We start from the raw sequence: 22,010 nt of genomic DNA, 5'->3' as shown, positions 1-22,010 counted from the left end.
GATGACAATCGGCATCATAAAGTCGCTCGTGCATGAAGTCGCGCGGGTAGAAGATGGGAGAGCTCGATGCCAAGCCTGCAAATACTGAGCGAACGTGCCTCGTTGGTCCGCCGTCTTGGCGTGATCCTGGGGACTTTGTCGGTGGTTTTCTACTACTGCTGCCTGGTGCTGGTGCGCGCTCTGCTGGGGCGCCTCGACCGCGCCTGCGTGGACCGCTATACCCGCGCCATGTCACGCCTGCTGCTGCGTCTGGTACGTATGGACCTGTCGGTGCACGGGGCGATTCCCGACTTCAACGATGGTCGCCGCTACCTGATTCTCTGCAGCCATTCCAGCCACTACGACATTCCGGCCAGCTTCGTCGCCCTGCCGGGGTCGATCCGCATGCTGGCGAAGAAAGAGCTGTTCCGCATCCCCTTCCTCGGCCCGGCCATGCGCGCAGCGGAGTTTCCCTCCATTGACCGGCACAACCGCCGCCAGGCCCTGGCTGACCTCGACACCGCCCGGCGCATGATGGAGAGCGGCATCGTCCTCTGGGCCGCGCCCGAGGGCACGCGCTCCGCTGATGGTCGCCTGTTGAAATTCAAGAAGGGCTGCTTCCACCTGGCACTGGATACCGACGCGGTGATCATCCCCGTGTCCATCCGCGGCATCCACCGCGTGCTGCCGGCGCGTACCTTCCGCCTGAACCTGGGGCAGAAGGTGGAAGTTCACGTCGGTTCGCCCATCGATGCCAGCCAGTACGGCCCGGAACGGCTCGGTGAGCTGATGGCCGACACTCGCGAGCGGATGGAGGGGTTGCTGGGGCAGCCGCCCGGTGACGCCACGAATCCTGTCGGCGTGACTTCCGAACTGCCGCCGGCGCGAACCTTGTAGGAGCTGGCAAGCCAGCTCCTACGGGCAATGCAGCTGCTTGCAACATGTAACGCAGGCATAGCCATTTCATTCGCCGGGCAGGGCAAAGGCTCGCCCCGGTGATCAACGAATCTTCAATTTCCCGATCCGGTCATTGTCCAGGCTGCCCAGGTAGAGGTAGTCCCCCACCGGCTTGACCGAGGTCACCATGCGCAGGTGGGTGCCGCTGGTGTCGTGCAGGCTGTGGACGATCTCGCCATTCTCGTTCAGTTGCAGCACCAGGCCGTAGGGCACCGGCTTGGGCCAGAACATGCGCGGCAGCTTGGCGATCTGCGCCTTCAGCCAGGGCTGGGTGTGCATGAAGTCGGCATCGGCCTTGCGCGGGGAGGGCAGTGCGACCCAGAAGGTGCCTTGGTGGTCACCCTGCAGGTTGTCCGGCAGGCCCGGCAGGTTGTCGATGAATACATCGTGGGTGCCGGCCTTCTCGCCGCTCAGCCAGTAGCGGGTGATGCGGTAGCGGTAGGTTTCGTTGACCAGCACGAAATCCTCGTTGGCCGACAGCGCCACGCCGTTGGCGAAGTAGAGGTCCTTGAGCAGCACGTCGGTCTTGCCGGTGGCCGGGTCGAAGCGCATCAGGCGGCCATGGGGGCGGGCTTCCAGCAGGTCCAGCAGGTAGTCCGGCTGCTGGAACTTGCTCGAGGCGTCGGTGAAGTAGATGCGGCCGTCCTGGGCGATGTCCAGGTCGTCGGTAAAGCGGAAGGGCACGCCCTCGGCCTCGCTGGCGAGCACCGTGATCTTTCCTTGCGGGTCGATGCGCAGCAGGCCCTTGTAGGCATCGCCGACGATCAGGTTGCCGGCGGCGTCGAAGTCCATCCCCAGCGGCCGTCCGCCGGTGTCGGCGAAGGTCTCGACCTGGCCGTTCTCGGCGATGCGCACGATGCGCCCGTCATGCAGGCCGGCATAGAGGCGGCCCTGGCCGTCGACGGCAGTGTCTTCCGGGCCATGCACCTGGCCCTGGGCGACCAGCTCGGCCTTCATCAGGGTGTCGTTGGGCTCCAGCACACCGGTCATGTCCGGCGCCTTGGGTGCATCCCAGGCCAGCGGGTCGATGGGAGACGGCGTGATGGCGAGATAGACCGTCAGCGCGACGATCAGCAGGGCGAATATGCCCAGCAGCTTCTTCATCTTCTTGTATCCATTCAGGTGAGGGGGTGGCCGGAGCCTTGTTCTTCTTCGCGCGGGCTTTTTAGCAGTCGTCCGCCCCCGGCGCCAGGGCTGAATGTTGCGGCATTAGACAGGCCGCAGTTGACAGGCGCCGGGTAGCTTTCGCAGTATCGGTGCCTTCGCTGCATTCAACCGAGCTTTCAATGCCCGCCATCGCCTCCAACGCCGTTCTTGCCCTGGACCTCCCGGCCCAGGCGTCGGCTATTGGCGTTGCCGCGGACAAATCGAAGAAACAGTCGCTCATTTGACCGGGGCGCGCTGTCCCGTCAGATGGGCTGACAGGACAGTAGGCGCGAAGTAGGTCGATCCTTCCTCGAATCTCCCTCCCTGCATCCCTCCGACGGTGACTCTGACGGTCAACCAAAGGAGATCTGCAATGCCTGTGTTTTCTGGAATCTGGGTTGCCCTGGTAACCCCCTTCAATGAAGGCGCCATCGACTTTCCCGCCCTGCGCCGCCTGGCCCGGCACCTGCTGGACGCCGGCGTTTCCGGCCTGGTGGCCTGTGGCACCACGGGGGAGGCGGCGGCCCTGTCCAAGGATGAGCAACTGGCGGTGCTCGACGCGCTGCTCGACGAGGTGCCCGGCGACCAACTGGTGATGGGCGTGGCAGGCAACAACCTGACGGAGGTGCTGGCCTTCCAGCGCGAGGTGCAGCGCCGCCCCATCGCCGGCGTGCTGGTGCCGGCGCCTTACTACATCCGTCCGTCCCAGGACGGTCTGCTGGCCTGGTTCGGTGCCATTGCCGATGCCTCGACGGTGCCGGTGATCCTCTATGACATTCCCTATCGCACCGGCGTGCGCCTGGAGCTGGACACCCTTCGCCAGTTGGCCCGGCACCCGCGCGTGGTGGCCATCAAGGACTGCGGCGGCAACCCGGAAACCACCCTGGCGTTGATTGCTGACGGCGAGCTGGACGTGCTGACGGGCGAGGACGGGCAGATCTTCAACACCCTGTGCATGGGCGGTCGTGGAGCGATTGCCGCTTCGGCTCACATCCACCCGCAGGAGTTCGTGCGCATGGCCGATTGCATTGCCAACGGTGAACTTGCTGCCGCCAGAGTGATCTTCCAGAAACTGCAGCCGCTGATTCGCCTGGCCTTTGCCGAGCCCAATCCGGCCCCGGTGAAAAGCCTGCTGGCCATGCAAGGGCTCATCGTGGATGAGCTGCGCCTGCCCATGCAGCGCAGCTCCGCAACGCTGCTGCAGCGCCTGCGTGCCGAGCTGGCCTAGGCGCCGGCCCGCCTCACGCGAATCAGCCGCGACGGGGCGGGAGCGATGCAAGGCGCGAAGCGAGGACCCGGCGCGATATATACTGCGCGCCACTGATTCTAGGAGAGCCCTGTGGCCATCGACATTATCTGGATTCGCGACGACGCTTCGCTGGCCAAACACTGCGCCGAGTGGCGGCGCCTGCCCTTCGTGGCCCTGGACACCGAGTTCATGCGGGTCGACACCTTCTACCCCAAGGCCGGCCTGGTACAGGTCGGTGACAGTGAGCGGGCCTTCCTCATCGATCCGCTGCTGATCGGCGACTGGTCGCCCTTCGCCGAACTGCTGGAAGACCACGCCGTGCTCAAGGTCCTGCATGCCTGCAGCGAGGACCTGGAAGTCTTCATGCGCCTGACTGGCGCCTTGCCACAGCCGCTGCTGGATACCCAGCTGGCCGCCGGTTATCTCGGCATCGGCTATTCCATGGGCTATTCGCGCCTGGTGCAGGCGGTGCTCGGCATTGAGCTGCCCAAGGACGAAACCCGTTCCGACTGGCTGCAGCGCCCGCTCACCGAGATGCAGGTGCGTTACGCCGCCGAAGACGTGCAGCACCTGGCCGAGCTCTACGCCGCCCTGGAGCCGCGCCTGACCGACCCGAAACGTGCCTGGGTGCTGGAAGATGGCGCCGAGCTGGTGGCCAACCTGCGCCGCGAAGTCATTCCGGAAGAGCTCTACCGCGAGGCCAAGCTGGGCTGGAAACTCACTCGCGCCCAGCTCGCCGTGCTGCGCGAACTCTGCGCCTGGCGCGAGATCGAAGCGCGCCTGCGTGACCAGCCGCGCAACCGCATCCTGCGTGAGCACAGCCTCTGGCCCCTGGCGCGCTTCCAGCCGGACAACCTCGTGGCCCTGGCGCGAATCGACGACATGCACCCGCGGACCGTGCGCCAGGACGGCAATACCTTGCTTAAATTGATTCGCGAGGCCGCCGAAACGCCGCCTGAGCAGTGGCCCGAGAAGCTGCCCGAGCCGCTGCCGCCCGAAGCCTCGCCGCTGCTGAAACAGCTGCGCGCCGTTGGCCAGGCCGAAGCCGAGCGCCTGGGCATGGCCCCGGAACTGATGCTGCGCAAGAAGCACCTAGAGGCCCTGCTCAAGACCGGCTTCCCCGACGGCCCCTACAGCCTGCCCGAGGGCCTGCGTGGCTGGCGCCGCGAGCTGATGGGCCAGGCCCTGCTGGACACCCTGGCCACGGCCGGCCAATGAACCCTTCCGCCGTGCCGCCTGGCACGGCTCGCCCCACGAGCCTGACCATGAAACGTATCTGCTCCATCTACAAAAGCCCGCGCAAGAACGAGATGTACCTCTATGTCGACAAGCGCGAAGCCCTGAGCCGCGTGCCCGAAGGCCTGCTCAGCGCCTTTGGCGCCCCTCAACACACCTTCGATCTGGTGCTTAGCCCCGAGCGCCAACTGGCCCGTGAAGACATCGGCAAGGTGCTGGAGAACATCGAGAAACAGGGCTATCACCTTCAGATGCCGCCGGCCCAGGATGAGTACATCGAGCACCTGCCGGAAGAACTCTTGCGGATGAACGATCCTCTCTGATGAAAATCCTCATCGCCGAAGAAGAGTTCGCGCTTTACGCCGATCTGCTGCGCACCGAAACCGGTCTGCAGTTGCATGGCGGCAGCGAGGCCGAGCGCCTGCTGGAGGCCGCGCGGGAATGCCCGGTCTGGCTGGGCCAGCCCGACCTGCTGGCGCAACTGTTGCGCCAGGGCCGCAAACCGGAGTGGATGCAGTCCACCTGGGCGGGCATCACGCCGCTGCTGGCGGCCGACCTGCCCAACGACTACCAACTGACCCGCGCAGTCGGCATCTTCGGCCAGGTCATGGCCGAGTACGTACTCACCTACCTGCTGGCACACCAGCGGCAAACCCTCTCGCGGGTTGCTGCCCAGGCCGAGAAGCGCTGGGATAACCGCCTGCCGAGCAGTCTGGTGGGTAAGCGGGTGTTGATCGTCGGCAGTGGTGATATCGGCCAGAGCGTGGCGGGCTTCCTCGAACCCTTCGGCGTCGAACTTCACGGCATCGCCCGCGAGCCCCGTCAACTGGAGCCCTTCGAGCGGGTCTTCGGCATGGAGTCTCTAGTGGAGCAGGTGGGGTGGGCCGACTGCGTGGTGAACCTGCTGCCCGATACGCCGGCCACCCGCGATATCTACGATGCCGCGATTTTTGAGCGCATGCGCCCGACCGCGCTGTTCATCAACGCCGGTCGCGGCGTGGCAGTGGTGGACCACGACCTCGTGGCGGCGCTGCAGGCCGGACAGCTGGCCGGTGCTGTGATCGATGTCTGCCGTGAAGAGCCGCTGCCCACCTGGCACCCGTTCTGGACCGCTCCCAACCTGCTGGTCACGGGCCACAGCTCGGCGCCAACGCTGCCCAGCGCCATGGCGCGGCTGTTCGTCGATAACCTGGGGCGCTACCGCGCCGGGGAACCGCTCAGGGGGCAAGTCAGCTTCGAGCGCGGCTACTGAGTTCGCCGCGCTGTAACCAATGGTCAGCTATGCTTGGCCGACACCCTGGACCCGACTAGACTACGCGCCCCCGAAATAACCCCCCGTACGCCATGGCCGCCAAAGTCGAACCCTTCTGGAAGCGCAAGACCCTCGATCAGCTCGATCAGGAGGAATGGGAGTCCCTCTGCGATGGCTGCGGACTTTGTTGCCTGCAGAAGCTGGAAGACGAGGACGACGGCAGCGTCTATTACACGCGCATCGCCTGCAAGCTGCTGGATCTGAAGACCTGCCGCTGCACCGACTACGCCAATCGTCGCCAGTTCGTTGCCGACTGCATCCAGCTCACCCCGGCCCAGGCCGATCAGTTCAGCTGGTTGCCGCCCACCTGCGGCTACCGCCTGGTGGCCGAGGGCAAGGACCTGCCGCCCTGGCACCACCTGGTCTGCAATGACCCCGAGGCGGTGCACAAGGCCGGCATCTCCCAATCCGGACGCATGCTCAGTGAAAACAGCGTGGCCGAGGATGATTGGGAGGAGTATCTGATTTTTCGCGCAGGCTAGCAGGCAGTTGAAAAACTACCTGCGTTGCCGAAGCGTCGTTAAAAATCGACTCAAATTGCTCATTTACAACACGTAAACTCCGCATTTTCGTCGGTTTGATTTGCTGGCGCTCACCCTTCGGGCCAGCCTTTGGCTGTTACTCCCGTTGGTCGTTGCGCCTCGCCTCGGCTGCCTCGCTCACGTTTTTCAATGAGCTGCTTTGGCCGGTCACGGATCAAACCACTGCCGTTCGAGTCTCAGGGACTGACTGTCACACCCACCAAGGAAACCATCCTCGATGTCCGCCCGTTCCCAGCTCCTGCTGTCCACCGTCCTGTTGACCCTCAGCGCCCCGCTGTGGGCAGCGAAGAAGGTCGATCTCGACTATCAGGTGCGCTTTCTGCCCGAGAGCGACCAGGCCGAAGTCAGCCTGGTACTGGAGAAGGGCGACAGCGTGCGCAGCCTGCGTTTCGACCTGGGTGACAAGGGCTACTACAGCGACTTCAAGGCCAGCGGCAGCTGGACTCAGGATGACCCGCAACACGGCACCTGGGTGCCCGGCGACGGCCAGGCCAGCCTGAGCTACAAGGTGCGTGTCAGCCACCCGCGTGGCGATGGTCGTTTCGATGCCCGCATGACCCCCGATTGGGCATTGCTGCGGGGCGATGACCTGGTGCCGGCGGCGCGCCTGGACATGGTGGATGGCATCGAGCTGGTGGCGCGCCTGCAGATCGATATGCCCAAGGGGTGGAAGTCGGTGGAAACCGGCTGGCCACGCGTCGGCAAGAACCGCTTCCGCATCGACAACCCCGAGCGCATGTTCGACCGTCCCACCGGCTGGATCCTGGCCGGCAAGCTGGGCAGTCGCCGTGCCACCCTGGGGGCTACCGACGTCACGGTCAGTGCGCCGGTGGGCGAGGGCATGCGGCGCATGGACATCCTCACCTTGCTGACCTTCGTCTGGCCCCATGCCCAGGAAGTCTTCCCCCGCGAGCCGGGCAAGCTGCTGATCGTCGGGGCCAACGACCCCATGTGGCGAGGCGGCCTGTCTGCTCCCAACTCCTATTTCATGCACTCGGCGCGACCACTAGTGAGCGAAAACGGCACCAGTTCCCTGGTGCATGAGCTGGTGCATGTACTCAGCCGGATCAGCGATACCGACAAGAGCGACTGGATCAGCGAAGGGGTGGCCGAGTACTACGCCATCGAGCTGCTGCGCCGTGCCGGTGGCCTGAGCGACGATCGTTACGAGGCCATTCGCAAGCAACTGCGCCAGTGGAGCAAGAAGGTGGGCAGCCTGCGCGGCGAACACGCCAGCGGCCCGGTCACCGCACGCGCCGTGCTGCTGCTGCAGGACCTGGACAAGGAAATCCGCCTGCGAACTGACGGCCTGCGCTCCATGGACGACGTCGCCCGCGGCCTGATGCGCCTGGACAAGGCCAGTACCCAGGACTTCATCGAAATCACCGAAAACATCATGGGAGGCGCGTCGGACGTGCTGGATACCAAGCTGTTGCGTTGATACCTCGTCCACCGCGACTACCCATCCTACGAACTGGCCGGCGCTTTTGCCTGTAGGGGCGAATTTCCCACTGTCGGCCTACATCTCCCCCCGCCGCCCGCTCAACAGTTCCAGCATGGCTGCCGCCGTCGGCTCGGACGAGGCCGGGTTCTGCCCGGTGATCAGGTTGCCGTCGGTGACCACATGGGGCTGCCAGTCCGCCACCTTGGAGTAATGGCCGCCGTTCTCCTTGAGCGCATCTTCCAGCAGGAAGGGCACCACGTCGGCCAGGCCCACAGCGGTTTCCTCGGAGTTGGAAAAGCCGGTCACCGCATTGCCCTGCACCAACGGCGCGCCGTCCGGCGCCTTGGCGTTAAGCAGCACGGCTGGTGCGTGGCACACGGCGCCCACCGGCTTGCCGGCGGCGTAGAAGCTTTCGACCAGCACGATGGAGTGCAGGTCGTCCACCAGGTCCCACATCGGGCCGTGGCCGCCGGGGTAGAAGAGGGCGTCGTAGTCCCCCGGCGCCAGCCCGGCCAGCAAATGGGTGTTGGCCAGTGCACGGCGCGCCTCGTCATCCTCGCGGAAACGGTGCGTTGCCTCGGTCTGGGCGTCCGGGTCGTCGCTCTTCGGGTCCAGCGGCGGCTGGCCGCCCCTGGGCGAGGCCAGCACCACCTCGGCGCCGGCATCGCGAAAGGCGAAATAAGGCGCGGCGAACTCCTCCAGCCAGAAACCGGTCTTCTTGCCGGTGTTGCCCAACTGGTCGTGGGAGGTCAGTACCATCAGGATCTTCATCGTGATCTCCTTGCGGACTCGGTGACGAACGGCCCGGCGGGCTATTCCTCGCGCTTCAACAGGTTGCCGATGTCGGCGAACGCCTTGTAGGTGGTACGCGGACCCTGCCGCGCGCCGGGTTCTTCCTCGCTGTGCCACTGCTGGTCGGTGTAGCGGGCGTGCTCGTTGTCATGACAGTAGAGGCAGAGCAGCTCCCAGTTCGAACCGTCCGGCGGGTTGTTGTCATGATTGTGATCGCGGTGATGCACCGTAAGTTCGGACAGGCGCTTGCCGCTGAACTCGCGCCCACAGCGGCCACATACCCAGGGAAACAGCTTCAGTGCCTGTTCCCGGTAGCTGTGTTCGCGCCGCTTGCGTTCGTCGGCGAGCAGTTTGTCCAGCTTGCTTGTGGGCGGTGCTGATCGCTCTGTGCCCATTGGTTGCGCTCCCGAGTCTGGATCTGTGAAAAGTCTAGTCCGGGCATGCCGGATCGCGGGTATCCCGTCGCACGGGGCGTCGCGCCGGCCGTCGGGGTTTAGACTCAGACAAGGTATGAACCGGAGGCAGCCCATGAAGCTTTCGCACAGGTCGTTGCTGCTGGCGCTGGCCCTGATCGCCGGCAGCGCGGCCGCGCAGAATCCACCGCTGCTGCGTGCGCCCTTGCAGGCGCCGGCCGGATCGCCCGGCACCGTCAATCCGCAGCCCTACCCGCAAGTGACGCCGCGTGCGATCACCAGCCCGGCGCCGCAGAGCGGCAGCCCGCAGATGATGAAGCGGCCAGACCAGGAGCAACGCCTGCGCCAGTCCCTGGAGCAGCGCGACCAGCCGATCCCGGTGCTGGAGCAGCAACTGGAGCGCAACACCAAGGGACTCGGGACCGGCACCGGCAATCCCTGATCGTTACTGGGGCAGCCCCAGCACCTTGAGCAGGAAGGCGTACTCCAGCGCCACGTCGCGTAGCGCCTGGTAGCGGCCGCTCATGCCGCCATGGCCGGCGCCGAGGTCGGTCTTGAGCAGCAGCGGGTTGTTGTCGGTCTTCGTTGCGCGCAAGCGGGCCACCCATTTGGCGGCTTCCCAGTACTGCACGCGGCTGTCGTTGTAGCCGGCCACCACCAGCATCGCCGGGTAGGCCTGTGCGCTCACGTTCTCGTAGGGCGCGTAGCCCTTGATCCGCGCGAACACCTCAGGCTCGTTCGGGTCGCCCCATTCGTCGTACTCGGTCACAGTCAGCGGCAGGTCGGGGTTCTGCATGGTGTTCAGCACATCCACGAACGGCACTTCGGCGATGGCCGCGGCGAACAGCTCCGGGCGCAGGTTCAGCACCGCCCCAATCAGCAGGCCCCCGGCGCTGCCGCCACTGATGGCCAGTTGCGCGGAGGTGGTGTAGCCCTCGGCGATCAGGTGCTCGGCGCAGGCGATGAAGTCGCCGAAGCTGTTGGTCTTGTGCTCCAGCTTGCCGGCGCGGTACCAGGCCTCACCCAGCTCGCCGCCGCCGCGCACGTGGGCGATGGCGAAGACGAACCCGCGCTCCAGCAGGCTCAGCCGTGCATGGGAGAACCAGGGGTCGAGGCTCTCGCCATAAGCGCCGTAGCCATAGAGGTAGAGCGGGGCGGGCTTGCCCAGCGTGTCGCGGTGCGCCACCAGGCTGATGGGGATGCGCGTACCGTCCGCCGCCGTCGCCCAGAGACGCTGGCTGACAAAGGTGTCCGCATCGAAGGGGCCTTCCACCGGCGTTTCCTTGAGCACCTGCTGCGCGCCTGTGGCCAGCTCCAGTTGGCGCACCTGCGCCGGCCGGTTGAGGGCCTCGTAGCGCAGGCGGACCACCGGGCTGTCGAACTCCAGGCTGTCCTGCACGTAAAGGCTGTAGGCCGCATCCGGCAACTGGAGCGGGTAGGGCGCCGCACCTTGCGGGTGCACCTGGATGATCGGCAGGCCCCCTTCGCGCAGGCTCAGGACGAAGCCGCCGGCATTCAGGCTGACGCCTTCCAGCATGCGCGTCTCGTCATGGGGGATCAGCGTCTGCCAGCGGTCGCGAACGGGTACCGCTTCGGTGCTCTGGTAGAGCGCGAAGTTGATGCCGCTCTGGTTGCTGCGGATCAACCAGGCCCACTGGCCGTCCAGCTTGCCGTGGTCGATGTAGTACTCGTGCTCTTCTTCGCGCTCGGCCACGCAGGCCCAGGTACCGTCAGGGGTGTCGGCATCCAGCACCCAGGCTTCGCTGGTGGTCTTGCTGTTGAGCAGGAGGATCAGCTGGCGCTCGGAGCTGGCACGGTAGCAATGCAGGAAAAAGCGTCCGTCGCCTTCCTCGAATACCAGTGCCGCGCCGGGCTCGCCCAGGCGGGTGCGGTACAGGCGGTGCGGGCGATGGGTGTCGTCCAGTTCTCCAAAGAACAGCGTGGCACTGTCGTTGGCCCAGGTCATGCTGCCGTCGCAGTGCTCGAAGGGCAGGGCGGTGATTTCTCCCGTCGCCAGTTCCTTGACGAACAGCTGGTAGATCTCGTCGCCGCTGGTATCCAGGCTGTAGGCCAGGCGTGCGTGGTCCGGGCTGATGCTGAAGGCGCCAATGGACAGGAAGCCGCCAGCGGCCAGCTCGTTCGGGTCCAGCAGCAGTTCCTCGCCGGCGTCGTCCAGGGTCAGGGAGCCGTCGGTCGGGCGCGGGCAGCGGTAGTGGCGCGGGTACTCGTCACCGGCAGTGGTGCGCTGGTAGTAGAGCCAGGGGCCCCAGGGCACCGGCAGGGACAGGTCGGTTTCGCGGATGCGGCCCTTGATCTCCTGGAACAGCGTCTCGCGCAGCGCCTTCTGATCGGCCAGCACGGTTTCCAGCCAGGCGTTCTCCGCCTCGAGGTGGGCGAGCACGTCGGGCGCATCGCGCTCCTCCAGCCAGCGGTAGGGGTCGTCACCGGGTTCGATGCGGGCGATGGGGGCTTGGGACATGGGTACTCTCGAAGGCAGGCGGGGCGGCGACGGCAGGAGCGCCGGAACCGTGAAAAGCGTTTATCATAAGCGCCCTTTTGCCAGCCTTGCCACGGACGCCAATGACTGAAAACGACTACCTGCTCGCCTGGGCTGCCTATGGAGTGGCCGCGCTCGGCTGCCTGCTGGTCTGGTTCCGCCTCACGGGCTGGATGTGGCGTTGGCTGCGTGAGCCGATGCGTTTGCTGGTGGCAGTGCTGTTGCTGACCCCCACCATCGTCGACCCGGCCAAGGACATGTTCGCCCCGGCAGTGGCCATCACCGCGCTGGATGTGCTGTTCAAGGTCGGCAACAACGCCTGGAAGGCTACCCTCGATCTGACCATGTACAGCATCATTGCGCTGACCCTGTACCTGGTATATGCCAGCATCCGCTGGCCCATCGAGAACAAGCTCAAGGCCCGCCGTGCCGAACGCGAAGCGGCCCAACAGGCCGAAGCCGAAGAAGGGCCGACCCTGCGCGAAATCATGCGCGACAGCAAACCCGAAGCGGACACCCGCTACGACCAGAACGGCGACCGCCGCTTGCGCATCGAACCCCGCCTCTGATGCACCGGGCCTTGCGGCCCGGACACGGGACGTTCAGCATGGGCCACCCCGGCCCGGAACGTCCCTTTCACTTCCCGGTGCGGGAAGTCGCCTCCTTCCAAGAACGCCTGACGCCAGAGTCCTGAACCATGTGCGAATTGCTCGGCATGAGCGCCAACGTCCCCACCGATATCGTTTTCAGCTTCACCGGCCTGATGCAACGCGGCGGCGGCACCGGCCCGCACCGCGACGGCTGGGGCATCGGCTTCTATGAAGGGCGCGGCCTGCGCCTGTTCCAGGACCCTGCCGCGAGCATCGAGTCCGAGGTGGCGCGCCTGGTCCAGCGTTACCCGATCAAGAGCGAAACCGTCATCGGCCATATTCGCCAGGCCAACGTCGGCAAGGTCTGCCTGTCCAACACCCATCCGTTCGTCCGCGAGCTCTGGGGCCGCAACTGGTGCTTTGCGCACAACGGCCAACTGTCCGGCTTCGAGCCGCCCAAAGGTTTCTATTGCCCGGTGGGCGATACCGACAGCGAAGCGGCCTTCTGCAACCTGCTCAACCGTGTGCGCGGTGCCTTTCCAGAGCCGGTCATGGCGGAGATCCTCCTGCCGGTGCTGATCCAGGCCTGCTTCGAATTTCGCCAGAAGGGCGTGTTCAACTGCCTGCTCAGCGATGGCGACTGGCTGTTCAGCTTCTGCTCCACCAAGCTGGCCCACATCACCCGCCGCGCGCCCTTCGGCCCAGCAAGCCTGAAGGACGCCGACCTGACCGTGGACTTCCAGGCCGAAACCACCCCCAACGACGTGGTCACGGTGATTGCCACCGAACCGCTGACCGACAACGAAAACTGGAACATCTTCCAGCCCGGCGAGTGGATCCTCTGGCGCCGCGGCGAGATCGTCACCCAGGGCCGGGCCTGACAACAGGAGATACAGGGAATGTTGCGAAGCTACCTGCGCCTGATCCTGTTCACCCTGGGCTTGCTGGTCGGGGTGCAGGTGCCGGGCTTCATCGAAGACTACGCCCAGCGCGTCGACGCCCACCGGCTGGAAGCGGAGCAGGGCCTCAAGGGCTTCCGTGAAACCGCCCAGCGCTTCTTCGAGGGCGACCTCGACGCCCTGGTCGCCCACTACCGCGCAAGCGCCGACCCGGTCATGCGCAGCGACGCCGACAGCGTGGCCCACCTCGTCACCCGTAACGACCTGATGCAACGCGAATGGCGCGCCCTGCAAGGCCCCTGGTACCAGCGCGCCTGGCATGTACTGGCCATGGCCAACCCCGAGCTGCGCCAGGAAACCCTCACCGCCTACAGCTATCAACTGCTGCTCAAACCCGAAGCCATCGCCTGGGGCCTGGCCTGCGGCCTGCTGCTGGCGTGGCTGGTGGAAAGCCTCCTCCTGCTCATCGGCGCTGGCATCGGCCGCAGCAAGAAGGTGCAGCAGCGGCATTGGCGGTGACGCTCATGCCACCCATCCATTGCCAGAGAGGGAAGAAATGGTCACCTGTTACCTGAGATACGTCCTGGACCCGTACAAGCTGAGTGAATTCGAGCACTACGGGAAACTGTGGATTCCGCTGGTGAAGAAGTTCGGCGGCCAGCACCACGGCTACTTCCTGCCATCCGAAGGCGCAAACAACATCGCGCTCGCGATGTTCACCTTTCCCAGCCTGGCGGACTACGAGCGCTACCGGCAGCAATCCATGAACGACCCCGAATGCGTCGCCGCCTTCAAGTACGCGGAAGAGACCCGGTGCATCCTCAGCTACGAGCGCTCGTTCTTCAGGCCTGTGTTTGGCGCGTAGAGAGCGCCGGCAGTGCTCCATCGGACCGTCGCTGATGGGTATCGCTGTGTTCCAGCGGAACGCTGCCCGCCCCATCCTGCGAGTGGCACGTCTCGAATCCGGGTGTTGCGGCTGAGTTCGATGCGCTGCCAGCCGATCACGTATCCACCGTTCTGACTTCCTGCCGCAATGCATCGGCCAATGCCTGAAAGGCCTCAATCAGCCGCCCATCGTCCCCAGAGGCATTGCTGACGCTGGCTCGCACGAACTGCGGCACCGCTGCCCGGCCAATCGCAAAGGCTTCGGCTGTTGCGATCAGGTAGTGCTTGAGCTTCAGGTCCGCCTCCACATCCGAGGCGCGCCAGGGCTCCGGCACTTCGATCCAGAAGTGCGGGCTCTGCGGATGCGTCCGGTAAGCCAGCCCCTCCAGCAGACCCTTCACCAGCGCCTTGCGTCGTTCGATCTCGCTGATCTGCTGGCGCAGCAGCTGCTCCGCGATACCGTCCTCGATCCACTGGCTGGCCAGCTCCATCGCCAGCGGCGTTGCCATCCAGCAGGATGCGCGCAGTGTTGCCGCCATTCGACCCACCAGCGTCACCGGGGCGTGCAGGTAGCCCACGCGCAAGCCCGCCGCCACGGCCTTGCTCAGGCTGCCGATCAGGATGCTGCGTTCCGGCGCGTAATGACTCAGGGGCAGCGGCCGGTCTGCCACCAGCACGGCGTGGGCTTCGTCCTCGATGAGCAGCAGGTTGTGCGCTCGGCAAAGTGCGGCAATGGCCTCCCGGCGGGCAGGCGACATGACTGCCGCCGTGGGGTTCTGCAGGGTCGGGGTGCAGTAAAGGGCGCTGACCCGATTGTGCCGGCAGAGCTCATCCAGCGACGCCGGAATCAGGCCTTCCTCATCCATCGCCACGCCCAGCAGCCGGATGCCCAGCATGCGCGCGGCGCTGATCAGGCCGGGGTAGGTCAATTGTTCCGTGACGACCGTATCGCCCGGCCGCAGCAACGCCATCAGCGCGCAAAGGAGGCCGTGCTGGCCGCCATTGGTGCAGAGCACCTGTTCGGCCTGTGGCTGAAACGCGCCGTGGGCCAGCCAGTGGGCGCCAGCCTGGCGATGGCGCGAAAGGCCCTGTTCCGGGCTGTAGGTCGTCAGCTCGTGCAAGCGCTGCGGCTGCTCGGCCAGCGCCATCAGGCTCCTGGCGAGAAACACCGTTTCCTGCCCGGGGATATGCATGTTGCGGCTCATGTCGAAGAACGCGGCCGTCTCTTCCTCGGCGTTGCGAAAGCCTGCATCCCTTTTTCGCTCAAGCGCCCGATGGCACACGAAGGTCCCGTCGCCCACCCGTGCCGCCACCAGCCCAAGATGCTCCAGCTCGGCATAGGCGCGGCTCACCGTGCCCGCGGTAACGCCCAGTTGATCGGCCAGGATGCGATGAGGCGGCAACTTGCTGCCGGCTTCCAGGCTGCCACCGCGAATCAGTTTCTCCATCGCGTCAGCCAGGCGCTTGTACTTGGTTCCCTGGCCCGACTCCAGCGCATCCTTGAGCAATGACAGGGTGTCATTAATCAGTTTGACAGTCATTTTAAGTCCAAATAGCGTGAGTTGACTGCATAAATCTAGCAAATTGGATGCTTTGATATGGTGTCAATTACCGAGCGCGGCGTTGGACGGATCACAACAAAACAGCGTTGGCTGGCAGGGCTGCTCAGCGCGCTGCTGTTTCTCATCGTCTGCCTCAGTTGGGGCACTACTTGGCTGGGCATCAAGATCGCCGTGGAAACCGTGCCACCGCTCACCGCCTCCGGCCTGCGCTTTCTGATCGCGTTCCCTCTGTTCCTCGGCTTCGCCCTGTTGCGGGGCGACCCGGTCTTTTTTCCGAGGGCGCGGCTGGGCTTCTTCGTCTTCGTGACCCTGTGCTACTTCAGCCTGCCGTACTACCTGCTGAACTACGGCGAGGTGTACGTCTCATCGGGACTCACCGCCTTGCTGTTCAGCTGCATGCCGGTGTTCATCCTGATCTTCTCGTCGCTCTTCCTCCGCGAACGCATCCATCTCTCGCAAGTGCTGGGCATCGCCATCGGCTTCGGCAGCCTGTTCATGATCCTCCGCAGCCAGGGCCTGAGCCTGGAACATGCGGGGTTCGGTGGCGTGCTGGCGATCCTCGGCGCCGCGCTCATGCATGCGCTGTGCTACGTGGTCACCAAGCAGAAGGGGGCCGAAATCAGCGTCATCACCTACAACACGCTGCCAATTGGCGTCGCCGGACTGATGCTATTTTTCGCGGGGTTCATCCTTGAGCGGCCGGACTTCGACGGCATCAGCGTGCGTTCCTGGGGCGCGCTGGCCTACCTCGGGCTGTGCGCCTCGGTCGGCGGTTTCATCGTCTACTTCTACCTGCTCAAGCGCATGAGCCCGGTGATGCTGTCCTTCATCTTCATCATCTTTCCGGTGTTCGCCGTGCTAGTCGGTACCTGGTACGAGAACCAGCCGATTGCCAGCGACTTCGCGCTGTACGCCTCCACGCTGCTGATGGGCTTTGCGGTGACCAAGCTGCCGCTGGAAAAGCTGGTGCGCCGCCGGCCCGGATTGCAGGGTTGATGCTCGGGCGCCTCGCCCCCGGCCCCTCTGCGCTTCCAGCTCGGCTCGTCCTTCAACCACGGGTCATCATGTGCCAGCTACAGCCTTGCCCTGGAACTCGTCGATGACATCGGCCACCGAAACCGTGTGGCCGAAGTTGCCGAAGCGTTCCTCCAGCCCTTCGGTGCGCAGTATGTCCCGTACTCGCGCATGGGCCCCGACGGGTCGCAAGCGTATCCCTAACCCCTGCAGTTCCCCATGCAACGCCTCAAGCATACGTACGCCGGCCAAGTCGACGAGCGGGGAGGCGGACATGTCGCAGACCACCAGTTTCAACGCGTCGGGGGTAGAGCGGATTCTCTGCCAGAGCACATCGCGCACGTGCTCGACGTTGAAGTAGAGCAACGATGCTTCGACGCGGAACACCAACACGCCCGGTACGGCCAGATTGTCGGAACTGCGATCCATGTCGGAGTAGCTCCGGGTGCCGGGGATCTGGCCGAGAAACGCCACGTGGGGGTGCGCGACACGATGTATCAGCAACAGGAGCGACACCAGTACCGCCAATAGCACACCCTTGAGAATCCCCAGCAGTAGCACGGCGGCGAAGGCGACCATCGACACGCTGAACTCGAAGCGACTCACACGCCAGACGTGGCGCAGCTCGGGGATGTTGATCAAACCTTTGACGGCCACCAGCACGATGGCTGCAAGCACCACATTGGGCAGGTTGGCCAGTAATCCCGTCAGGAACATCAGGCACAAGGCGATGGTGATCGAGGCAAAGACCAGTGCCAGCGGCGTCTTGGCGCCGGCTTTGTCATTCACCGACGATTGAGACAGACCGCCGGCCACCGGATAGGCCTGGAACAAGGCTGCACCCAGATTCGCGGCACCCAGGCCAAGCAGTTCCTGGCGTGGATCAATTTCCTGCCCGTGCGCCTGGGCCAGGGCTCGGGCCGCTGAAACGCTTTCCACATAGGCCAGCAGCATGCACGCGAACGCGAGGGGGATGACCCCGTCCACGTCCCGCAGTCGCAGCTCCGGGGGGTGGAAGTCGGGGAGGCCGGTCGGCAAAGCCCCGACCACCTTGAAGCCAAGGCTGCTCAGCGGTGTCACCGACAGGGCGATGATCGATATCACCACCACGAACAAGGCCACCGGGCGGCCTGGCAGAAACCTTTCCCCGAGCATCAGCGCCGCGATGGCTGCCAGGCCGAATATCAGTACAGCGAAGTTGGTGTCGGGAAGTTGGCCGGCCAGGACAACAATGCGCTCGAAGAAGTCTTCCCCGCCTCCCGGGACCCCGAACAGCTTGGGCAACTGGGTCATCGCAATGGTCAGCGCTGCGCCGGCCTTGAAACCCAGCAGAATGGTCTCGCTGATGAAGTTGACCAGCGAGCTCAGGCGCAGCAGCCATGCCAGCGCACACATGGCGGCGATGACCAGCGCTGTCAGTGCCGCTATGTCGGCCCAACGTGTCGGATCGCCCCCCGCCATGCCCGCAACCGTGACGCCGATGAGCATCGAGATGGCGGATGTGGGGCCGATGGCCAGCTGGCGAGAAGAGCCGAACAGCGCATAGAACAGGCCGCCGACCAGATAGCAGTAGATGCCGTACTGCGGCGGAAGACCCGCGAGCAAGGCGTAGGCGAGGGAGACCGGAATGCCGTAGGCCGCCAGGGTCACACCCGCGACAACGTCATTGCGAAGCCACTTCACCTGGTAGGTCGGGAGCCACTGGGCCGGAGGAAAGGCCGCGCGCCAGCCGCGAACCGGCGCATGGGCGGCAGGCATCGTTGCGGGCGTGGCCTTATTGGTCGCGGGGGGATCGTTTCTTGGCATGAGTCCATCCGTCCTGCATGCGGAGCGTCAGTCTTCTACCACCTCGACTGCGACATGACCGCGGTGGGCCTCAGCTATCCGTGCAGATTAGATCGCCCCGATTGGGCCAGCAAAGGCGGGTGGGCCGCTTTCCGCTGCCTTGTCGACGGCGTCGGTTCGCAAAGGGGCAGGTCATTGCTGGTGTACGCCATCACTGCGCCGGGATGGTGATCAGCGGCAGACTGTTATTCCCCTTGGCCTCCGACAACGTGAAGAAAAACATGATGGCGGCCAGTGCCCGCTTCGCCTGCCAGTTGCTGTGATCTATCCAGAACCAGTAATCGCGATAACGCACGGCCGTGTAAGCGTGCTCGGGCTTTTCCTTTCCGCTGTGAACGAGCGTTCCAGATGCGGGATTATCCGCACTGCCCGTGTCGACGGTCGGTACGGCGCTTCGGTCCTGAATATGCGCTTCGGGCACGTTTATGTAACTGGAGAAGGCCGTCATGATCTGCAGCATCGAACGGCTGTTGACCGACAGTTCGCCCTCTTCGCCCCGTGATGGCGAGTACTTGAGCACGAAGCGCTGGCTGTCTTCAGGCAAATGAAGCAGGCGACGGAGCTGATTCTGCTTTTCCAGTATGTCCGGTTCTACGTCATCTCGACGCATGATCAGCAGCGCGGTCGTGCCCGTGGCCTTGTTTTCATCCACGCGCAAACCCACGGCGCCCGCTGCCTGGATTTCGCGCAGTAACGCCAGGGCACGCAGGAAATCCGGTTCGGCCTCACGCACGGCGCCAGCCAATGCCGTGCGATTGCGGACACCGTTGAGCGACTCGACCGTCAGCCCGAGGATGAAGTCCGCCGCATAGCCTGACTGGAGCAAGGAGAAAATGTTCTTTGGGTCGATGGGCGTCAGCAGTCCGATCAGGAACTTCTCACCGGTCATCGGCACATAGGTAATCGTGGGGCGATCGGTGTATTTGCCGTTGGCACCGAGTACGACGCTGTTGCCCTGAACGGCATCGGCCGAGGAAATCTGGCCGCCGATGTTGCCTCCGGTTTCCAGCGAGTAGCCGGCGACGATCGAGGCAACGTCGACAAATACGGGCATGTCCATGTAGCGCAGCTTGACGATGTTGAGCAGGGTCTGCTGCTTCCAGGAATCGGCGATGGCCGAACTGTAATCGAAGCGATCCACCGTCACGGTACCGGGGCCGATGCTCGCGCAACCCGACAGCACCAGAGATGCCAACACGGCGGCAATGAGAAGGATCGTCTCGTTCGGAGTCACTCTCACCATCCTCAGCTGGGGGCGGGCATCAGCGCTGCATCAACGGGTGCGCGCTCGACTTCCGCGTACCGACTGCGCCATGCCGATCCGGCCAGGGAAACATCGTTCTCTTGATCGCACTGAGTCAGCGGCTCCGTAGATGCCACGCCACAGCGCAAGGTGTCGGCCGGTGCATTGATCCGGGTCCTGATGATGCTGGCAGTCCGATCACGGGCCTCAACCTGAGAGGTTAGCCCAGCTCCGCAGGCCTCAGCGTCGCTGCGCATCATCCGCTCACGCGGATATCCGGGCCGAGGGCGTGCATAAGGTCGAATGTTCAACTTTCATTTGAACGTGGGAAGCCACTTCCTTAGGGCGTGGTCATGAGTCATCGGCTCTGCCTGTGACGATCGAAATGCCTGATTTAAAGGATGAAACCGGATTGTCAGTAGGAGCGAGCTTGCTCGCGAACAGCCCGAGCACGATCTTTCGCGAGCAAGCTCGCTCCTACACGTCGGTAGCGCGGATGAAATCCGGGCCACGATCTGGCCGGCTGCATCCGCGATGCCCCCTTATGGGGGCCAACCGACGATTACTGTGAGCGGGAACGCGGGGCGCAACCATGGCAGCCAGCAAGAAAACCACCCACATGGCAAAGGGCAAAGCCACCAAGGCAGCAGCGGCCCTACCGCAATTCCGCTCTCGCGAGGAACGACTGAATGCCGGGAAGCTGCTGCGTGACAGGGTGCCGCGCAGCAGCCACGCCGCCTGGACAACAAAGGACAAGCGACGGGACCCGATCGCGATCCTCGAAAAGTCGAACAAGGATCGGCTTCAGGAGCTGGTGCCGATCCGCTACGGACGCATGCTCCGCAGCCCCTTTACTTTCCTCCGGGGCTCGGCGGCGCTCATGGCCCATGACCTGGCCAGCACCCCCGACATCGGGGTGCAAGTGCAGGCCTGCGGCGACTGCCACCTCTTGAACTTCGGTCTGTTCGCCACGCCAGAGCGCAACCTGGTGTTCGACCTCAACGACTTTGACGAAACCCTTCCCGCCCCCTGGGAGTGGGATATCAAACGGCTCGCCGCGAGTTTTGCGGTTGCCGGACGCGATAACGGGCTGTCCGATGACCAGGCACGGGAAGCCGCGGTGGCATGTGCGCGCGCCTATCGGGAGAACCTGCACGAATACTCCAGGAAGAACCCGCTGGAGGTCTGGTATTCGCGCCTGGACATGGACACCCTGATCGAGCTGGCGCCCGATGAAAAGATTAAAAAGAGTCGCCAGCAACTTGCCGATAAAGCCCGCGCGCGGGTGGTCGAAAACGTCTTTCCCAAGATTACCGAGCAGGTTGCCGGGTACCCGCGCATCGTCGATCAACCCCCGATCCTGTACCACGTCGACACGCCACGATTCCTGGAAACGGCCCACCGTGCGATGGCGGACTACCGTTCGACGCTGTCCGACGAACGCCGCGTTCTCCTGGATCGCTATCGCCTGGTGGACGTAGCCATGAAAGTCGTGGGCATTGGCAGCGTTGGCACCCGCTGCTTCATCGGATTGCTCTTCTCCGAAGAAAACCATCCGCTGATTCTTCAGTTCAAGGAATCCTGTCGCTCGGTTCTCGAACCCTATGCGGGGAAAAGCCAGTACACGAACCAGGGGCAGCGCGTCGTCATGGGGCAGAGGCTCATGCAGTCCTCCAGCGACATTTTCCTGGGCTGGACGCGTGGCCAGGGTGGGCATGATTACTTTGTCCGGCAGATGCGCGACATGAAGATGTCCGTGCCCATCGAGGGGGTTTCAGCCACGCGGCTCAAACGCTATGCCGGAGTCTGTGGCATTACCCTGGCTCGCGCCCATGCCAAGTCGGGTGATAGTGCGACCATCACGGGTTACCTGGGCAACGGCGACAGTTTCGATGAGGCACTGGGTGACTTTTCCCTCGCCTATGCCGATCAGACGGAGCAGGATCATGCGGCCTTGGTGAAGGCCGTGAAGTCCGGGCGATTGGAGGTCCTTATTGAGGAGGAGTAATGATCAGATCGGGTGTTCGGAGACAGGGTGGACACATCATGGATTCGTAATCCGGGCTGTTCAGGTCCATCGTTCTGAGCCGGTGATGACAAAAACAGACGTCGAACCGCCCATCGCTATCCTGGCAGGGTTGCAACACGGGCGCCTCGCCCCCTACCCCGCTCCATACTGCGAGGGGCCGGGGGAGGGGAACCAGTCCAACCTCGGAGCCGCTAGGCTCTGTACGAAAAGTGCCTGCGGGCTTCGCGCGTGATGCTGCGTTGAAATCGGCCTCAGAATGCTCATTTACAACGCGTAAACTGCGCTTCTTCGGCCGATTGATTCACTGGCGCTCACCCTTCGGGCCAGCCCCTGGCTGTTACTCCCGATGGTCGTTTCGCCTTGCCTGGCCTTCGCT

The 22,010-nt window shown here is 64.3% G+C and carries 21 protein-coding genes; 14 read left to right on the top strand and 7 right to left on the bottom strand.

What is annotated here, in order from left to right:
* The first annotated feature begins 66 nt into the window (after nt 1-66).
* Nucleotides 67-876: a 1-acyl-sn-glycerol-3-phosphate acyltransferase gene (locus FFS60_RS00975; RefSeq protein WP_137820842.1), complete on the top strand. Its 810-nt coding sequence runs from the start codon at nt 67-69 to the stop codon at nt 874-876.
* A 102-nt stretch (nt 877-978) separates the two neighbouring features.
* Here the strand turns inward: FFS60_RS00975 and FFS60_RS00970 are convergent, their stop codons facing one another.
* Nucleotides 979-2,040, bottom strand: a complete 1,062-nt coding sequence (locus tag FFS60_RS00970) for an SMP-30/gluconolactonase/LRE family protein (RefSeq protein WP_137820841.1) — start codon at nt 2,038-2,040, stop codon at nt 979-981.
* Nucleotides 2,041-2,455: 415 nt separating this feature from the next.
* Between FFS60_RS00970 and dapA the strand changes: the two genes are divergently transcribed.
* From dapA to FFS60_RS00935, 6 genes are all read left to right on the top strand, one after another.
* Nucleotides 2,456-3,310, top strand: a complete 855-nt coding sequence (gene dapA / locus FFS60_RS00965) for a 4-hydroxy-tetrahydrodipicolinate synthase (protein WP_028628996.1) — start codon at nt 2,456-2,458, stop codon at nt 3,308-3,310.
* 111 nt (nt 3,311-3,421) lie between these two features.
* Nucleotides 3,422-4,549: a ribonuclease D gene (gene rnd, locus FFS60_RS00960; protein WP_137820840.1), complete on the top strand. Its 1,128-nt coding sequence runs from the start codon at nt 3,422-3,424 to the stop codon at nt 4,547-4,549.
* Nucleotides 4,550-4,596: 47 nt separating this feature from the next.
* Nucleotides 4,597-4,890, top strand: coding sequence for a YcgL domain-containing protein (locus tag FFS60_RS00955; RefSeq protein ID WP_137820839.1), 294 nt, complete (start codon nt 4,597-4,599; stop codon nt 4,888-4,890).
* Entirely contained in the window at nt 4,890-5,819 is a 930-nt protein-coding gene (locus FFS60_RS00950) for a D-2-hydroxyacid dehydrogenase (protein ID WP_137820838.1), read from the top strand. Before FFS60_RS00955 ends, FFS60_RS00950 begins: the two co-directional genes overlap by 1 nt.
* A gap of 92 nt (nt 5,820-5,911) precedes the next feature.
* On the top strand, nt 5,912-6,361 hold the full coding sequence (locus tag FFS60_RS00945) for a YcgN family cysteine cluster protein (protein WP_137820837.1): 450 nt from the start codon (nt 5,912-5,914) through the stop codon (nt 6,359-6,361).
* A gap of 277 nt (nt 6,362-6,638) precedes the next feature.
* Nucleotides 6,639-7,862, top strand: a complete 1,224-nt coding sequence (locus FFS60_RS00935; protein ID WP_137820836.1) for a hypothetical protein — start codon at nt 6,639-6,641, stop codon at nt 7,860-7,862.
* A 78-nt stretch (nt 7,863-7,940) separates the two neighbouring features.
* Here FFS60_RS00935 and FFS60_RS00930 read toward each other — a convergent pair whose 3' ends face one another.
* Both FFS60_RS00930 and FFS60_RS00925 read right to left on the bottom strand, forming a co-directional pair.
* Nucleotides 7,941-8,636 carry a type 1 glutamine amidotransferase domain-containing protein gene (locus FFS60_RS00930; protein WP_137820835.1) on the bottom strand — a complete coding sequence of 232 codons (696 nt, stop codon included), beginning with the start codon at nt 8,634-8,636 and terminating at the stop codon, nt 7,941-7,943.
* Between the two features lie 41 nt (nt 8,637-8,677).
* Complete coding sequence (locus FFS60_RS00925) at nt 8,678-9,052, bottom strand: YajD family HNH nuclease (protein WP_137820834.1); 375 nt, start codon at nt 9,050-9,052, stop codon at nt 8,678-8,680.
* A gap of 133 nt (nt 9,053-9,185) precedes the next feature.
* On the opposite strand from FFS60_RS00925, the gene FFS60_RS00920 reads away from it, so the two are divergent.
* Nucleotides 9,186-9,512, top strand: a complete 327-nt coding sequence (locus tag FFS60_RS00920; protein WP_028629004.1) for a hypothetical protein — start codon at nt 9,186-9,188, stop codon at nt 9,510-9,512.
* A gap of 3 nt (nt 9,513-9,515) precedes the next feature.
* Here FFS60_RS00920 and FFS60_RS00915 read toward each other — a convergent pair whose 3' ends face one another.
* A complete protein-coding gene (locus tag FFS60_RS00915; RefSeq protein ID WP_137820833.1) occupies nt 9,516-11,549 on the bottom strand; it encodes a S9 family peptidase in 2,034 nt (677 codons plus the stop codon).
* A 101-nt stretch (nt 11,550-11,650) separates the two neighbouring features.
* On the opposite strand from FFS60_RS00915, the gene FFS60_RS00910 reads away from it, so the two are divergent.
* From FFS60_RS00910 to FFS60_RS00895, 4 genes are all read left to right on the top strand, one after another.
* Nucleotides 11,651-12,136, top strand: a complete 486-nt coding sequence (locus FFS60_RS00910; RefSeq protein ID WP_137820832.1) for an MFS transporter — start codon at nt 11,651-11,653, stop codon at nt 12,134-12,136.
* Between the two features lie 128 nt (nt 12,137-12,264).
* A complete protein-coding gene (locus FFS60_RS00905; protein WP_137820831.1) occupies nt 12,265-13,038 on the top strand; it encodes a class II glutamine amidotransferase in 774 nt (257 codons plus the stop codon).
* Between the two features lie 18 nt (nt 13,039-13,056).
* Complete coding sequence (locus FFS60_RS00900) at nt 13,057-13,575, top strand: DUF2937 family protein (protein WP_028629008.1); 519 nt, start codon at nt 13,057-13,059, stop codon at nt 13,573-13,575.
* 37 nt (nt 13,576-13,612) lie between these two features.
* Nucleotides 13,613-13,921 (top strand): NIPSNAP family protein, encoded by a 309-nt coding sequence (locus tag FFS60_RS00895; protein ID WP_137820830.1) that lies wholly within the window; start codon nt 13,613-13,615, stop codon nt 13,919-13,921.
* 136 nt (nt 13,922-14,057) lie between these two features.
* On the opposite strand, the gene FFS60_RS00890 is transcribed toward FFS60_RS00895, so the two are convergent.
* Nucleotides 14,058-15,482 (bottom strand): PLP-dependent aminotransferase family protein, encoded by a 1,425-nt coding sequence (locus FFS60_RS00890; RefSeq protein WP_137820829.1) that lies wholly within the window; start codon nt 15,480-15,482, stop codon nt 14,058-14,060.
* A 57-nt stretch (nt 15,483-15,539) separates the two neighbouring features.
* Here FFS60_RS00890 and FFS60_RS00885 point away from each other — a divergent pair, with 57 nt between their 5' ends.
* Nucleotides 15,540-16,499: a DMT family transporter gene (locus tag FFS60_RS00885; RefSeq protein WP_137820828.1), complete on the top strand. Its 960-nt coding sequence runs from the start codon at nt 15,540-15,542 to the stop codon at nt 16,497-16,499.
* Between the two features lie 66 nt (nt 16,500-16,565).
* On the opposite strand, the gene FFS60_RS00880 is transcribed toward FFS60_RS00885, so the two are convergent.
* Nucleotides 16,566-18,323: a SulP family inorganic anion transporter gene (locus FFS60_RS00880; protein WP_218570584.1), complete on the bottom strand. Its 1,758-nt coding sequence runs from the start codon at nt 18,321-18,323 to the stop codon at nt 16,566-16,568.
* Nucleotides 18,324-18,513: 190 nt separating this feature from the next.
* Entirely contained in the window at nt 18,514-19,596 is a 1,083-nt protein-coding gene (locus tag FFS60_RS00875) for a hypothetical protein (protein WP_137820827.1), read from the bottom strand.
* 601 nt (nt 19,597-20,197) lie between these two features.
* Here FFS60_RS00875 and FFS60_RS00870 point away from each other — a divergent pair.
* Nucleotides 20,198-21,613 (top strand): DUF2252 domain-containing protein, encoded by a 1,416-nt coding sequence (locus FFS60_RS00870; RefSeq protein WP_256658013.1) that lies wholly within the window; start codon nt 20,198-20,200, stop codon nt 21,611-21,613.
* Nucleotides 21,614-22,010: the final 397 nt, after the last annotated feature.

Source organism: Pseudomonas sp. D(2018) (assembly GCF_005502555.1).
GTDB classification, from domain to species: Bacteria; Pseudomonadota; Gammaproteobacteria; order Pseudomonadales; family Pseudomonadaceae; genus Metapseudomonas; species Metapseudomonas resinovorans.
This window is presented reverse-complemented; position numbering and strand designations above follow the sequence as displayed.